Source organism: Vibrio aquaticus, assembly GCF_003970385.1.
Lineage (GTDB): Bacteria > Pseudomonadota > Gammaproteobacteria > Enterobacterales > Vibrionaceae > Vibrio > Vibrio aquaticus.
On the sequence record NZ_RXZH01000001.1, the window covers coordinates 863,814 to 879,089 of the forward strand.

Sequence of the window (15,276 nt, forward strand, 5' to 3'; positions counted from 1 at the left end):
ATGGTGAGGCGAGAGATAAAGAAAAGGGAAGTAAGGTGCTGAATTTTGGACAAAAAAAAGCGAGTTCAGAGAACTCGCAAAAATATTCAGAATGAATGTAACAATATGAGCCAATCTATAGGAACCATTCGATTCCTCATTCATCAGAAAGGACAAAAGGTTGTCTATTCGGGATAAATATTATCCAACTCCCCCTACCCCAATGTCAGTTAACTGTCAGGGGAATGTAGTAGCTCTGTCTTAATCATCCAAGACTGTAACAAGGTATTTTTGTTGGTAACGAAACAAAAAAACCAGCCAAAATCGGCTGGTTTTTTCATTGTATTGGAGTAATTAAACGGCCACTTCATCCAAAGCGCGGAACACACTTTCATCGAGGTGCCCTTCTAACACCTGTTTACACACTTTTCTTCTGACTGCGAGTCCTGCGATAAGACGCTCGATTGATAAGTGTTTGTTTTCACTTTGTGCGTTGTACAGCTCGATCATCTTGCTTAATGTCTCATAAGGCACCACCTGTTCGCCAACTCTGAGAAAGTCGAGCTTGTCTATGAGCTCCAGACACTCTTCTTGGATTGAGGCATGGGAATGCCCTGTCATAGCCGCTAAAGCCGTTATAGAGCGTTCTAGAGCCTCTGTAGAGGTGTATTTGGACAAGGTTATGGTAATTTCATCCGCATTGATCTCTACCAAGTGTTTACGCTGCTTCACTCGACGGCCCAAATTGCCTTTTGGTGAGCGTTCTTTGCGTTGAATAGGCTCAAACTCACCATCGATGATTTGTGACATCTCCTCAAGCTGCTTTTTCGACACCATTTCGTTACGCAGTGGGTTTGGTAACGTCGGCGCCATGTTGCGCTTGCCAGCGTTGGTCGTACGAGCACGAGAGTAGCGTAGAACCTCTTCCGCATCACACTTAATATCAAACTGGTAATCTTTGATCTTTCCATTTTCAGACTGTGTTGAGATCGTTAAGTGATAACCCCAAAGATTCACCACAAACAGATCTTCCGTCCCTTTCTCGTCTGACAGTTTCTTCAACTCGCGGATCAAATCCATTGAGAACCGGCGCCATTCGATATTTCGAGCTAATTTTTGGTTCAGTTCACTCAACAACATCACATCACTGTGTCTGCGCGACATGCGGCTACGGAAGTAACTGTACAGCTGGAAAACCAACGTGTGCTGCTTCAGGATTTCTGGCGGGAACAAGAAGAAATAATCGCGGGTAAGAAGCTCTTCGTAGAAAGATGGCTCCCAGACAAGGATATACAGGTTCGGTTTTATGCGTATTTCGCCGTCAGCGCCCTCTGTAGGCGCTTCTTCCGATGCAGTGATGGTACGGGCCAAAAATCTGAAACGGTCGCTCTTGAAGCCTTCTGGCATGTTTTCGCTTAACCAACGACCGGTGAGTTCGTGAAGTTGGAAATCGGTAAACTCAATGCGGTCGATACTGTCACGGATTGAGTCACGCGCAGGGCCGCTGTCTTTCTTGCCTCGAAGCGACAAAATATCCGTTATGTACAACGGTGTCTTGTTTGGAACGTGCGTACCATCCAGCTGATATTGGTGCTGGTGGTGCTCGTGGTATTGAACGGTCAATGTGAACAACGCAAATAGCGTCATCAAATCATCGACTGTCATGATGTTTTTTGATGATCGTGTCTCGATCACTGCACGAGTTCCAGAGATTGAAACCATGCTTTTTTGATAATTTTTACGCGTACGTGGTGGGGCAAGAGCCTGATCGATGATCCCAGCCCAGTTTGTTGGTGAAACCACAAACTGCTCCGCTTCGTCTTTCATCGCAGGAGGCGTATTGAGGCCATATTCGTTCAATAAGCGTTTGTTGACTTGTGTCTGAGCTAGGGCTTTTGATCGTTTCTGCTTGGCGTTTTGTTTTACAGTTTCAGTCACTAGGCTGGTGGCACCAAGTACAGAGATCAACTGATTCGGGTTAACGAAACGGTGCAACATCGTTTTGCCTGCCAGGCCCTCTTCAAAACGAACTGGGACTTGTTGGAACAATCCAATATTTACCGCAGCACGCAAACGTTGCTGAATCGCTGCACGAGTAACTTGGCCATCAGTCGCATCAATCAGTTCAGTGGTAGAGACTAATCCATCCCGACTGCTAAAGCCTCTAAGAGAGATTAGGTTTAACAGCTCTACGATGCTTTTCGTAACGCCTTTGAAGTGTTGGTATTGTTCAATCCAGTTGACTGCCATTTCAGACACTTCAAACAGGTGTCCATCTTTGTGGCTTCTGGGCGCTTTGATCAGCAGTTTATCTTCTGAGCTCATTATTAGATCCGTGTCACACTAGCCGTAACATTGCTATAGTTCCGAGAGAATAAAGAAAAAAAGATCATAAATAAAGAAAAAATTATGGCTTTTAAATAACTGATCTTTCTGATTAATATGATCTTAAATGATTATATGATCTATTGATCAGGCAAGGAAAAGGCTTGTAACGTTTTGTTTTTAATAAGTAAAAAAAATAACGCTTCGAAAGCATGATCATAGAAACGCTGAAAGCATGATCATTAACTTATTGAAAGCATGATCAAAAATCCTAAGAACGATGATCATCGCTTGGCCGAAACAATGATCAATGTAACCCTGAAAACATGATCATCACTCCTACACACTTTATCCACAAGCAGAATTGGCATAATCACCATTGTAACGTCTATTGACCTTGTGGCTGAGCCCTTTTTCACGAAACGATGATCAAGGAGACGATTTGTTTTTTCTATTGTTGTTTAATTATTAAACGAACTTGAAATTCAAATGACAGTTTGCAGATATTATCCACAACGGGTTTAATAGGAGTATCGGTCCGAAAGCATGATCATGAAAAGTGGCGTTTGATGTCTGTTCTTTGTATTGGCGTCTCGATGCACATACAACCCCCCTTATTGCCCGGTATTTCCCACTGCATCTACATTCCTCCGTAATTTGGACTCATTTTTTCATGCTTCCGAAGCATACATGCACTTGATCATTGTTCCGATCTTGGATCTTCTGTTTTTCGCTGGTTTTACATCAAGCTTCTGATCGAAATTACCTTGATCATCGTTCCTGTATTCATGATTAAGGTCGGAAGCATGATCACCATGCTTATCTTGATCATGTTTCCATAAATATCGGTTGGTTGGGTTTAGGAGATTGCCTTAAGCCAATGATCGATAAGCGTGTAGCTGACTCATAATCGGTCAATTAAAAATCAAAATGACACCATCCGTAAAATAGTCGCCTTTCTTAATCGTTCCGAGTGAACGCTTCGAGTGTTTTTACGAGTTACCTTTACATTGTAAATAAGTGACACTGTAATTCTTTTAAAGTTTTGGCTTTTATCGGTTACATTCCATGTCTAATCTAGGCCAAATATGCGTATTTTCTACGCGAAACATTCAATTTCTTGTAAAATCTCTATTTAATGTGATTAGCATCTATAATTGAATGTTCAGCTTTTTATTGTTTGATATCGTAAATGCTGTACAATTGGTTTCAGGTCATTAATAACGGAATTTGGCAAATGAAACGAGAACACACCATTGAGAGTCTCATTCAACTGGCAGAAAAGACGGCTCAGGTACAAGCTGATCGTATTGAAATTGTATTAGAAGAACGCAGCGATGAGCACTTTCCTCCAATGTCGAAAGCATTGATGGAAACACGCTCAGGTTTAACTCGCCGTAAATTAGACGATGCGATTACTAAGCTTGAAGCAACGGGCCATCAGTTTACAAAAAACAATGCAAATCATTACTCTATTTCGTTAGAAGAAGCGCATATGCTGATGGATGCCGCTGGCATCCCTAAGTTCCATGAACGCAAGAAACATGGTGACAACAAACCATGGATTGTGAATGTTCAGAACCAAAAAGGCGGCACGGGTAAATCAATGACCGCTGTGCATCTAGCGGCTTGTTTAGCACTTAACCTAGATAAGCGTTACCGTATTTGTCTTATCGATTTGGATCCACAAGGTTCACTTCGTCTTTTTCTAAACCCACAAATCAGTATTACTGATCACGACAACATCTACTCAGCTGTTGATGTGATGCTTGATAACGTTCCTGATGGGGTAGAGGTTGATAATGAATTCCTGCACAAAAATGTGCTATTACCAACTCAATACCCGAATTTGAAGACGGTATCGGCATTCCCTGAAGATGCAATGTTTAACGCTGAAGCATGGCAGCATCTCTCTCAGAACCAGTCTCTTGATATCGTAAAATTGCTGAAAGAGAAGCTGATCGACAAGATTGCTGATGACTTCGACATTGTGATGATCGATACCGGTCCACACGTTGACCCATTGGTTTGGAATGCAATGTATGCGTCAAACGCTTTGCTGATTCCTTGTGCGGCGAAGCGTTTAGATTGGGCTTCTACGGTTAACTTCTTCCAGCACCTTCCAACAGTTTACGAGATGTTCCCAGAAGACTGGCAAGGGCTTGAGTTTGTACGTTTGATGCCAACCATGTTTGAAGACGACAATAAGAAGCAAGTGGCCGTGCTGACTGAAATGAACTACTTGTTGGGTGATCAAGTCATGATGGCAACGATTCCACGTAGTCGTGCATTTGAAACCTGTGCCGATACCTACAGCACCGTATTTGACTTAACGACCGGTGATTTTGAAGGCGGTAAGAAAACGCTCGCAACAGCTCAAGATGCTGTACAAAAGAGTTCACTAGAATTAGAACGTGTCCTGCATAGTCACTGGACATCATTAAATCAGGGGTAATATAGAAGATGGCAATTAAAACTTCAGATTTAAACGCTCGACTATTTGGTAAGGCAAATAAACGCCATGTAACGACACCGCAAGAAGCGCAGCAGGCAGCAAAAGAACAGGCTCAAGTCATCGAGCTATCTGTTGCCGGTGAAGAGAAGGTTCAGTTTGAGCTGATACGTATTCCTGCGGATAAAGTCAGCGAGCAAACGGTCGTTTTTGCAGAGAACGCTCGTGAGCAATCGTTTCTAAATGAGCATGCGCTTTCTGATGTCCTAGTGACATTAAAAGAGCGTGGTCAGCAATACCCAGCCGTTGGCCGCAAGCGTGAAGATGGCAAGATCGAGGTTCTTGATGGTAGCCGCCGTCGTATGTCGTGTATTCTGGCTGACAAAGAGTTTCTAATCTATGTGGGTGAGAACATTAGCACTGAACATGCTAAGTTCCTATCTGACGTAGCAAACGCTCATAAGCCTTTATCGCTATACGAAAAAGGCAAAGAGATGCTGGCGAAGCTAGAAAGCGGTGAAGCAGAAGACCAAAAAGCGTTAGCGAAAATGTTCCAGTGCAGCGAAGCGCTAGTGAGTGGTGCGTTGAAAGCGGCGGATTTACCACTGCAACTTCTGCAAGCGTACCCGAATGTGGCTGAGCTTGGCCGACCAACCATCGTTAAGCTACATAAGCAATACAATGCGCTAGACCAACAAAAGCGTTCTGAATTACTGGATAAATGTCGCTCAGATGAAGGGTTTGTTTGGCAACGTAGCCAGTCTCAAGGTGTGGCTCGCATCACTAAAGAAGTCACTGAAACGATTGAAGCTTGGGTGGAAGAACTCGCACCAACCAAGACATCGACGCCAGCGAAAAAAGACCTAGTGAAAGGCCGCGCAAACTATACTCGTAAGGGAACAAACTTAACGTTAAACCTTAAGAAAGTAGATGATGCGTTGATGCAAGAGATCTTGGATTTAGTCGCAAGCAAGTTAAACTAATCTAAATCACACGATACGAAGCCGCTTAATTGCGGCTTTTTTTATGTCATAATATTGGACTTGCAACCACTTCAGGCGACCCTCAATTATGGCTGTCATCTCTCAATACTTTACTCAACTCCTACAAGCTGCTCAGCAAGCGAATCATCGTTTTGGCGTGGTATTGGCAGGGGAGGGGGATTGGCAACTTCATACCGTTCAACAAATCTGTCAGCTCGTAGATGAAAACCGTATCTACCTTTTGGGTGATGAGCTAACGCTACCAGCTTCAAAGCAAGTTAAATTCAATAAAGGTCAGCAGCTTCTCGGGCAGGAGTGCAAACTGCTTGTTTGTGATTTCCGCTCTGGTTTTGACATCAACAGTTTCAGTGCCGCTTTGGGCTGCGTAAAAGGCGGTGGCCTAGTGGTCGTTTTGGCTGCCGCTCAATGCGCGTCAGATACGCTTGACAAGCAATGGTTGGATAATTGTTTGGCTCAGTTATTGGTAGTCAAACAAGGACAAGCTCTTCCGGCACTACCCTTGTCAGAGTATCAAACCGAAGAAGGGTATATTCAGCAACAAGCTGCGATTGAGAAAATCGTAAAGGTTGTAGAAGGACATCGAAAGCGTCCTCTTGTTATGACCGCAGACAGAGGCCGAGGAAAGAGTAGTGCACTTGGCATGGCAGCCGCTCACTTAATGCAGCAACGCTCGATGAAAATTTTGCTCACAGCACCAACTTTGGCAACGGTTCAACCTGTGTTTGAACACGCATCCCGATTGCTGCCAGGTGCCACTCAGACGAAAAACACAGTTGAGTGGCGGGGAAGTACCTTAGAGTTTATTGCCCCAGATGAGTTACTAAGAAGTGATAGTAGCAGTGACCTATTGTTGGTTGATGAAGCCTCTGCGATTCCGATTCCTTTGCTTAAGCGAATGGTTGAACGCCATCATCGAGCTGTCTTCTCAACCACGATTCATGGTTATGAAGGCTGTGGCCGTGGCTTTACTCTTAAATTCCAAACGTGGTTAAAACAGCAAAGACCAGGTTCTGTTTTCTATCATCTTGACCAACCTATTCGCTGGGCTAAAAGCGATCCGCTAGAACGCTGGCTGTTTGATAGCTTTCTTCTCAATGCTGAATTGTCGCCGCTAAGTGACAAACCAAGGTCATGTCGATTGGAGAGTATCGACAAAGCAATGTTGCTGGCGAATTCCAACTTGCTGCGTGAGTGTTTCGCTTTGTTGGTCAACGCGCATTATCAGACGTCACCGAATGATTTGATGTTACTGCTTAATGACCCTCAGATTCGTCTCTTTGCTTGGTTTGAAGATGAAGTTTGTTTAGGTTGTATTTTGACAGTTGATGAAGGACATCTGTCAGCCGAGCTCATTGAAGATATTCAGTTAGGCAAGCGTCGACCGCGTGGGCATTTGGTTCCGGTTATGTTAGCGAATCAATTGGGCATTCACGCTGCTGCCGAGCAATCGAGTTTACGTATCATGCGTATTGCCGTTCATCCACATTTGCAAGGTCAGGGAGTTGGTCAGAACATGCTGGCACAGTTGCAGCAGCAAACAGACCATGACTTTTACTCCACCAGCTTTGGGGCTACATCAGAGTTGTTGGCATTTTGGCGTTACTGTGGATTTGTTCCGGTTAAGCTCGGTAGCCAACGTGACCAAGCGAGTGGAACTCATTCGTTGGTAATGGTAAAAACGGAACAAGATTGGTTAGCGCAAGCTCATGTGTGTTACCAACTTTCATTGCACTACAGCGTGGCTCAATCGTTCTCGCAACTTGAGATTGAGCTTGTCCGTAGTTTGTTTGAAGAAAATGATGCTTCCGTTGATAAACCTAGCTTCATCGAACTTATTCAGGCTTATGCAAAGGGTGGGGCGAGCTACGATAGTGTCGCTCCCTTCCTCGACCTGTGGTGGAAACGCTCTCCGAAACTATTGGCGCTGGCGAGTGATCTTTTTGTTCGCAAAGTCGTACAAAGGAGGTCTTGGAGTGAGTGTGCCGAGATACTCGATTATCCTGGTCGTAAACAAGTTGAGCATGCGTTTAGAGGTCAGCTTGACTTGTTACTGTCACAACTGGATAGCTGATTTACACTGTAAAATCACAACCGCTTAGATTCCTATTGTAGATTTACAGTGTAAAACGAAATGAGTTTTACACTGTAAATCAATTTTCTTTTTCTATTGTATTCACCCTTCTTTAAATACCCATACATAAAATAAAGTTTTTTCGTTAAATGCTTGGTTTTCTAAGTGCCTAAAAAATAAAACGAATATCCTTGAAACTAAATTCAAAAATCTTCCATTCATACTAAATCTGTATATTTCGAACTTGCTTAATAGTCATTCCTTTCTACACTCATTTTTAAGCAACTTGCTTAATATTGGCTAGGAATAATTAAAACAAAAAGGTTAGAACATGGACTGTTTACTGCCTGAGTCACTGGATATTTCAACGGTACTCGACACAACAATCGAATATAGAAATTGGTTGGTTCAACAAACATCCCTTCATATAGATGGCTCTCATGTTCATCGTGTAGATGCCGCTGGTTTGCAAGCTTTAGCCGCTTTGTTTCTTTCTGCCAAAAACAACCAGATAAACATTCAACTGATGAACCCGACTCAGCCGGTGATTGATGGTGCGACCATTTTAGGACTGGCTGAAACGTTTGATCTCAATAGTTAAGTTGGAGAGAGACTGATGACAAGAATTTTGGCTGTAGATGATTCCGTTTCAATTCGCCAGATGGTGAGCCACACGTTGAAAGACGCTGGTTACGATGTAGAAACCGCCAATGATGGCAGAGATGCGTTAAGCAAGGTCACTAGTGGCAAGTTCGATGTGGTGATCTCTGATGTCAACATGCCGAACATGGGTGGCTTCGAATTGGTCAAAGCATTGCGAGAAAAGCCGCAATACAAATTTATTCCCATTCTTATGCTAACCACGGAAACAAGCACCGACAAAAAACAGCAGGGAAAATCTGCAGGTGCGACCGGTTGGTTAGTGAAACCGTTTAATCCAGATACGCTACTAAAAACACTAAAACGCGTTATTTAAACGGATTCAAACTCACACGACAACGTCTTAAGGTGAGGGCAATGTATGGCTTTAGACATGGAACAGCTGCGCAAGATGTTTTACGAGGAATGTCGTGAAAATCTTGAAGTTCTCGAAGAGGTGTTACTCAATCTTGATGTCACCAATATCGAAGAGGAGTCAATAAATACCATATTCCGAGCGGCTCACTCGATAAAAGGGGGCGCTGGGACATTTAATCTGATGGACATCAGTGAGTTTACTCACAACGTTGAGGCCTATCTTGATTTAGTGAGAAACAACGAGCGAACGTTGACTCCTGATTCCATTGATTTGCTGTTGAAAAGTGGAGACTGCATACACAGCATGCTAGAAGGGCATGAACTGGGCAGTGAAGTGAACGATGCGCTCAAAAAAGAAGTCAGTGAAAGACTGGCTGTTTTGCTCGACGATTCGAATCAATCAGACAATCAATCTACCACTAGCAGCGAACCTGATTCTGACACCACCGATCTCGAAGGTGATTGGGCGATTCGCTTTATCCCCCATAAAGAGATGTTCTTCAGTGGTAATGACCCATTAAGAATTTTGCGAGAACTCAAAGACCTCGATCCTTCTTGTGAGATTTCCGTTGATGCATCAAACCTACCAGACATTGACCAGATTGAATCTGAGCTGTGTTATTTGTCATGGAATGCGACCATCAGCGACTCAGTGGAACGCAGCTTAATCGAAGAGATTTTTGAGTGGGTTGAAGATGAGTGTGACTTAACCATTGAGAAAAGTCAGGCCCTTAACGTTGAGGCTAAGCCCGTACAACAATCTCAAGAATCTGAATCTGAATCTGAACCTGAAACAAACAGGGTAGTGTCACAAGCTACCAAATCCGACCTGTCTAACCAATCGACGGCGAAGCCAGCAAAAGCGAGCAAGAACGATTCTAGCGTCAGTTCTATACGAGTCGACATTGATAAAGTAGACAGCTTAATCAACCTCGTGGGTGAACTTGTTATTACCCAATCGATGCTGACGGAAATTGGCAATGACTTCTCCATTGATAAGTTAGAAAAGCTTAAATCTGGGCTCGACCAATTACTTCAAAACAGCAAAGACTTACAAGAGAACGTTCTCAATATTCGAATGTTGCCGATGAGTTTTGCCTTTAGTCGCTTCCCTCGATTGGTGCGTGATCTCTCTAGCCGATTAGAAAAACAGGTCGATCTACAAATCAAAGGTGAACAAACCGAGCTAGATAAAACCGTACTAGAGAGGATTGTCGATCCTCTGGTGCACTTGGTTCGAAATGGCATTGACCACGGCATCGAACAACCGGCTCAACGACTTGAAAGTGGCAAACCTGAACAAGGTGTGATCGAGTTGAACGCTTATCATCAAGGAGGTTCGATTGTCATTGAAATCCGTGACGACGGCGCCGGACTTAACTGCGATAAGTTGTGGCAAAAGGCAACCGAAAAAGGGGTGCTAGAGCCAGACTCTCGCCGCGAAGAGTATTCCGATAAACAGATTATGAATCTTATCTTTGCTCCTGGCTTTTCAACCGCAGAAGAAGTGTCTGATATTTCAGGAAGAGGCGTAGGCATGGATGTGGTGCGCCGCAACATTGAAGAGCTTGGTGGCCACATTGAAGTGGAATCCGAACTTGGTAAAGGTAGCCGTTTCACCATCAGTCTTCCATTAACACTGGCGATATTAGATGGCCAGCTAGTCAAAGTAGCAGGGGAAGTGTATGTCATTCCACTGCTCACCATTGTTGAATCGATTCAAATCGACCCTAGCTGCATCAAACTTGCTTCCGGCGGTATTGAACTCTACCGATTGAGAGAAGAAAACATCCCAATTTTACGTCTTCAAGAAGAGCTCGAAATGGGCAGCAGCGGCACATTGGATCAGCGAATCTTGTGCTTTGTTGAGGCCGCAGGTAATCGCGTTGGCTTACTGCTTGATGAATTATTGGATCAACAGCAAGTGGTGATTAAAAGCCTAGAGTCCAATTACAGTAAAGTTGCAGGTATCTCGGGTGCCACCATATTAGGTGATGGCTCAGTCTCTCTGATTCTTGATGTGCAGGGCTTAATTACCAACTTCCTAAACCGTACCTCTGAGACGGCGAATAAAGGCATGGCGGCTTAAGGATAAAACAATATGGATGGAATGAATCAAGAGCAAAGCGTTGGTAACTCAAATCAACAAGTGATTGCAGAGCAGGCTGAAGCGCTGTTAGACAAAATGAATGATGAAGCCAGTGAAGGGGCCGACTTCCTCAGCTTCAAATTAGCGAATGAACTTTATGGGGTTCAAATCAAAGATGTTGAAGAAATTCGCGTCTGGGAACGACCAACCCCGATTCCCCGCTCGCCTGACTTTGTGTGCGGCGTGATTAACCTACGTGGCATGATTGTTCCGGTCGTCGATTTAAGAGCCCGTTTTCTGGTTGGCCAGTGCGAATACTTGGCGACAACGGTGGTGATTGTGTTGCGCTCTGTAGAAGACGACCAAGAACATTTGATGGGCCTAGTGGTGGATGCTGTCAGTGATGTTGTTGCTCAAGGTAATAATGAGATCTACCAATCGGTCGGTGAGTCATTAGTGACGCCCTATATTCACGGGTTAATCAATGTCGGTGACCAAGTGATGTCATTGCTTGATACCGATGAACTGCTCAACATCGAACGCATACTGAGGGCGAACTGATGATCATAACGCAAGAGTTCTTAAGTTTCGTTCTAGAAAATGAAGAATACGGTGTGCCTATTTTAGATGTCCGAGAGGTTCGGGGGTGGAGCGCAGTAAGAGAGATACCTAACTCCCCTGACTACATGAAAGGCGTGCTAGAGATTCGGGGTGAATACATTCCCATTGTCGATTTACGTATGCGCTTTGGGCTATCACCCGCTGATATTGGCGCTACAACGGTGGTGATTGTCTTGAACGATGGGCAAAGCAACCCGCTTGGAATCATCGTTGATGGTGTCTCTGAAGTTTACCCACTTAGTGAAGAACAAATAAAGGCGCCGCCAACGGTATCGAATGAAGTGAAGCAAGATTATGTACGAGGCATTGCTTCCGTCACCAACGGGCATTTGATTCTTATTGATCTAGAAGCTCTGTTTGATATTTCAGAGCTTTCCGTACCCAACCAAGTGGAAGAGAGTTGGGCTTAAGTCAACACGACTGTGCAATGTTTACATTGAGCAAGAACGTCAGAATAAGTAACCAGTGAGAGGTAACTCATGGCATTTTGGAATAGAAAACCTGAACCACAAACTCAGTTTGTCGCACCCACTCAAGACACGCTGACTGAAGAGGTTGAAGCGGAAGAGCATGGAATCAGTAAAGAGCAGCTTTTCTCTGCCCTGAACGCTGCTCAAACTGCGTTGATGATGATCGACCGAGATTTCAATATTACCTATTTGAATCAGAAGTCAGTCGATTTGTTGAAAGAACATGAGGACACCTTTCAATCCATCTGGCCTAATTTCAGAGCCACAGAAGAGTTTCTTTTGGGCTACTGTATTGACCTGTTTCATGCCAACCCTGCTCACCAAAGGCAGATGCTTTCTAACCCATCTAACTTACCTTACACCACAACCATTACGGTGAAAGATCTTAAGATAGAGCTTAATGTCGGTGCCATTATTGATGCTCAGGGCAATTACACTGGCAACACGTTAGAGTGGTCGAATGTTACTGAAGCTCTGAAACAAAATGATGAGATCACCCGTCTACAAGCGGCGGTCGATCAGGCACAAACTGCCATGGTGATGATTGACCGAGACTTTGAGATTACTTACATCAACCAAGAGACACTCAATCTTTTCAGTAAACATGAAGCGACGCTGCGCACAGTGTGGAGCGGATTTACCGCAAGTTCAGAGTGGTTGATGGGCCGTTGTATTGATGAGTTTCACCGTAACCCGGCACATCAAAGACAAATGCTAGGCGATCCAACTAATTTGCCATACAGCACGGATATCAAAATCCAAGATTTGAAGATCGAACTGAATGTAGCGGCTATCAACGATGCGAAAGGTAACTATATCGGTAACACATTAGAGTGGAGAGATGTGACCGAAGAACGCGCCAAAGAAGAAGAGATTGGCCGATTGGCTTCGGCAGTATCAGGGATGACAACCAACCTGATGATGGCAAATAAAGAGGGCATCATCACTTATCTAAACCCTGCACTCAGCACACTCCTCAAGAGCCGAGAAAGCGATCTTCAGCAAGCCTTACCGGGCTTTGATGCTGACAACCTAGTCGGCAAGAACATTGACGTTTTCCATAAGAACCCAAGCCACCAGCGCAACATTATTGCCAATCCAGACCGCTTACCTTTCTCGAACAATATTGCGGTGGGCGGCTTAGAGTTCAACTTAACCTGTATTGCTATGCGTGATGGACAAGGTAACTACATTGGGCCTGCTCTGCAGTGGGTCGACATTACTGAACAGCAAGATGGTCAGCGTCAAGTTGAGTCACTGATCCAAAAAGCGATTGCTGGCGATCTTAACGAACGCATCGATACCAGTGTTTATAACGGTTTCATGAAAGAGCTCGGGGATGGAATCAACAACTTACTCGACACCATGGTGACGCCAATTGGGCAATGTATCGATGTCATGAGTCAGGTGGCAGAAGGTAATCTTAATACTAATATGCCTGAAGACAACACGGGTGAATTTGCCCGTCTATCTGGTGCAGTAAATACCTCGATTCTAAACCTGCGTAATATGGTTGATAAGATCACTCAATCGTCAGCGCGTGTTGCGACGGCATCGACAGAGATTGCAGAAGGCAATAATGACTTAAGCCAGCGTGTTGAAGCTCAAGCCTCGAATCTTGAAGAAACGGCAGCCAGCATGGAGCAAATGACGGCGACGGTAAGACAAAACGCCGACAACGCTAAAGGGGCAAATGAGCTGTCTGACGATGCGACCAAAAAAGCCAGCAAAGGCGGTGAAGTGGTTGGTCAAGCGGTGGAGGCGATGTCTGAAATCAATAATGCGAGTAAGAAGATTGCTGACATCATCGGCGTTATTGATGAGATTGCATTCCAGACAAACTTACTGGCCCTTAACGCTGCTGTCGAAGCGGCAAGAGCCGGAGAGCAAGGTCGAGGCTTTGCGGTGGTCGCCGGTGAAGTGCGTAACTTAGCACAGCGCAGTGCCGCTGCAGCGAAAGAGATTAAAGGCCTGATTAAAGACAGCGTTGAAAAAGTCGATGAAGGCTCGCGCTTAGTTGATGAATCTGGGGAAACGCTTAACGAGATTGTAGATGCGGTGGCTAAGGTAACTGAGCTAATCGCACAGATTGCCTCTTCGAGCCTAGAGCAGTCTACAGGTATCGATGAAATCAATCGCGCCATTGCCACGATGGATGAAATGACGCAGCAGAACGCCTCACTGGTTGAAGAAACGTCGGCGGCAAGTCAGTCGCTCAAAGATGAAGGTAAGCAGTTGCTGCATCTAATGAATTTCTTTGTCACTGACAGCAACGTAGCGACCTTTGAATCCAAATCTTTAGACTCAAAACCTCAGACCAATGTCAGGGAGATTCGCTCCCCTAAAGTTGCCAATGCGAGCTTTAAGCTTGAAGAGGATGGAGACGAATGGGAAGAGTTCTAGCCAAGGCTGAATCGGCGGTGCCGCACAACGACGAGTTTGAACTGACAGAAAAAGACTTTAAGTTTATTCAGTGGTTCATGCACAAAAATGTCGGCATCTTCTTTTCAGACAGAAAAAGAACCATGGTGTATGGACGCATCAGCCGTCAGTTAAGGCGGTTGGGGCTTAGACGCTTTCGTCAGTATCGACAGCTCATTGAACAAGACAGTGAAGAACAAGCGAACTTTATCAACTGCTTAACAACCAACAAGACGCAGTTTTTTCGTGAGTACCACCATTTTGAATACCTCGAAAAAGTGCTCATTCCTGACTGGCAAGCGAGTCAAGTTAGCCATCCTCAGATATGGTCGGCAGGGTGCTCGACAGGGGAAGAGCCTTACAGTTTGGTTTCATCGCTTTATTGGGCAAAGTCGTTCGATCGATTTGAGAACGTCAGTATCACAGCAACGGATCTTGACACAAAAGTGTTGGCATCTGCAAAAAGAGGGGTTTACTCGGAAGACGCTTTAAATACGATTCCGGCTAAGTATCTCAAGCCTTGTTTTGTCAGAGGGACAGGCAACCAGCAGGGTTACATAAAGTGCAAAGCGGGTTTACAGCGTTTGATCGATTTTCGACAGCTTAACTTGTTGGAAAAATGGGATTTTGAACGACAGTTTGATCTGATTTCGTGCCGCAATGTGATGATCTATTTCGATAAGAATACGCAAGAGAGGCTGATCAAACGGTTTTATGAACAGCTCAAACCTGGTGGCGCATTGTTTATTGGTCACTCCGAGAGCGTACCGCCTAGTTTAGGCCTGTTTCATCACCTTGGTCACACTATCTATATCAAAAAGTAGGGA

The 15,276-nt window shown here is 44.5% G+C and carries 11 protein-coding genes; 10 read left to right on the forward strand and 1 reads right to left on the reverse strand.

All coding sequences use genetic code 11. The features are described from left to right. Positions 1 to 333 precede the first annotated feature (333 nt). Positions 334 to 2,304: a replication initiator protein RctB domain-containing protein gene (locus EJ063_RS03735; protein ID WP_126572659.1), complete on the reverse strand. Its 1,971-nt coding sequence runs from the start codon at positions 2,302 to 2,304 to the stop codon at positions 334 to 336. A gap of 1,237 nt (positions 2,305 to 3,541) precedes the next feature. Here EJ063_RS03735 and EJ063_RS03740 point away from each other — a divergent pair. From EJ063_RS03740 to EJ063_RS03785, 10 genes are all read left to right on the forward strand, one after another. Continuing rightward, positions 3,542 to 4,759 carry a ParA family protein gene (locus tag EJ063_RS03740; protein ID WP_126572660.1) on the forward strand — a complete coding sequence of 406 codons (1,218 nt, stop codon included), beginning with the start codon at positions 3,542 to 3,544 and terminating at the stop codon, positions 4,757 to 4,759. An 8-nt stretch (positions 4,760 to 4,767) separates the two neighbouring features. After that, the gene (locus EJ063_RS03745; RefSeq protein WP_126572661.1) at positions 4,768 to 5,739 is read left to right on the forward strand and encodes a ParB/RepB/Spo0J family partition protein; all 972 of its coding nucleotides are present in this window, start codon (positions 4,768 to 4,770) and stop codon (positions 5,737 to 5,739) included. An 88-nt stretch (positions 5,740 to 5,827) separates the two neighbouring features. Then, the gene (locus tag EJ063_RS03750; RefSeq protein ID WP_126572662.1) at positions 5,828 to 7,831 is read left to right on the forward strand and encodes a tRNA(Met) cytidine acetyltransferase TmcA; all 2,004 of its coding nucleotides are present in this window, start codon (positions 5,828 to 5,830) and stop codon (positions 7,829 to 7,831) included. A 331-nt stretch (positions 7,832 to 8,162) separates the two neighbouring features. After that, positions 8,163 to 8,432, forward strand: a complete 270-nt coding sequence (locus EJ063_RS03755) for an STAS domain-containing protein (protein WP_126572663.1) — start codon at positions 8,163 to 8,165, stop codon at positions 8,430 to 8,432. Between the two features lie 15 nt (positions 8,433 to 8,447). Continuing rightward, positions 8,448 to 8,807 (forward strand): response regulator, encoded by a 360-nt coding sequence (locus EJ063_RS03760; RefSeq protein WP_126572664.1) that lies wholly within the window; start codon positions 8,448 to 8,450, stop codon positions 8,805 to 8,807. Between the two features lie 45 nt (positions 8,808 to 8,852). Continuing rightward, the gene (locus EJ063_RS03765; RefSeq protein ID WP_126572665.1) at positions 8,853 to 10,937 is read left to right on the forward strand and encodes a chemotaxis protein CheA; all 2,085 of its coding nucleotides are present in this window, start codon (positions 8,853 to 8,855) and stop codon (positions 10,935 to 10,937) included. 21 nt (positions 10,938 to 10,958) lie between these two features. Beyond that, the gene (locus EJ063_RS03770) at positions 10,959 to 11,498 is read left to right on the forward strand and encodes a chemotaxis protein CheW (protein WP_167469875.1); all 540 of its coding nucleotides are present in this window, start codon (positions 10,959 to 10,961) and stop codon (positions 11,496 to 11,498) included. Next, the gene (locus EJ063_RS03775; protein ID WP_126572667.1) at positions 11,498 to 11,968 is read left to right on the forward strand and encodes a chemotaxis protein CheW; all 471 of its coding nucleotides are present in this window, start codon (positions 11,498 to 11,500) and stop codon (positions 11,966 to 11,968) included. The genes EJ063_RS03770 and EJ063_RS03775 overlap by 1 nt, the downstream gene beginning before the upstream one ends. Positions 11,969 to 12,037: 69 nt before the next feature. After that, positions 12,038 to 14,431 carry an aerotaxis transducer Aer2 gene (gene aer2, locus EJ063_RS03780; RefSeq protein ID WP_126572668.1) on the forward strand — a complete coding sequence of 798 codons (2,394 nt, stop codon included), beginning with the start codon at positions 12,038 to 12,040 and terminating at the stop codon, positions 14,429 to 14,431. Continuing rightward, entirely contained in the window at positions 14,416 to 15,273 is an 858-nt protein-coding gene (locus EJ063_RS03785) for a CheR family methyltransferase (protein WP_126572669.1), read from the forward strand. Before aer2 ends, EJ063_RS03785 begins: the two co-directional genes overlap by 16 nt. The last annotated feature ends 3 nt before the right edge of the window (positions 15,274 to 15,276 follow it).

Bases quoted from the DNA above. Each gene is read 5' to 3' on its own strand.
- EJ063_RS03735 (WP_126572659.1), bottom strand. From the start codon at position 2,304: ATGAGCTCAGAAGATAAACTGCTGATCAAAGCGCCCAGAAGCCACAAA.
- EJ063_RS03740 (WP_126572660.1), top strand. From the start codon at position 3,542: ATGAAACGAGAACACACCATTGAGAGTCTCATTCAACTGGCAGAAAAG.
- EJ063_RS03745 (WP_126572661.1), top strand. From the start codon at position 4,768: ATGGCAATTAAAACTTCAGATTTAAACGCTCGACTATTTGGTAAGGCA.
- EJ063_RS03750 (WP_126572662.1), top strand. From the start codon at position 5,828: ATGGCTGTCATCTCTCAATACTTTACTCAACTCCTACAAGCTGCTCAG.
- EJ063_RS03755 (WP_126572663.1), top strand. From the start codon at position 8,163: ATGGACTGTTTACTGCCTGAGTCACTGGATATTTCAACGGTACTCGAC.
- EJ063_RS03760 (WP_126572664.1), top strand. From the start codon at position 8,448: ATGACAAGAATTTTGGCTGTAGATGATTCCGTTTCAATTCGCCAGATG.
- EJ063_RS03765 (WP_126572665.1), top strand. From the start codon at position 8,853: ATGGCTTTAGACATGGAACAGCTGCGCAAGATGTTTTACGAGGAATGT.
- EJ063_RS03770 (WP_167469875.1), top strand. From the start codon at position 10,959: ATGAATCAAGAGCAAAGCGTTGGTAACTCAAATCAACAAGTGATTGCA.
- EJ063_RS03775 (WP_126572667.1), top strand. From the start codon at position 11,498: ATGATCATAACGCAAGAGTTCTTAAGTTTCGTTCTAGAAAATGAAGAA.
- aer2 (WP_126572668.1), top strand. From the start codon at position 12,038: ATGGCATTTTGGAATAGAAAACCTGAACCACAAACTCAGTTTGTCGCA.
- EJ063_RS03785 (WP_126572669.1), top strand. From the start codon at position 14,416: ATGGGAAGAGTTCTAGCCAAGGCTGAATCGGCGGTGCCGCACAACGAC.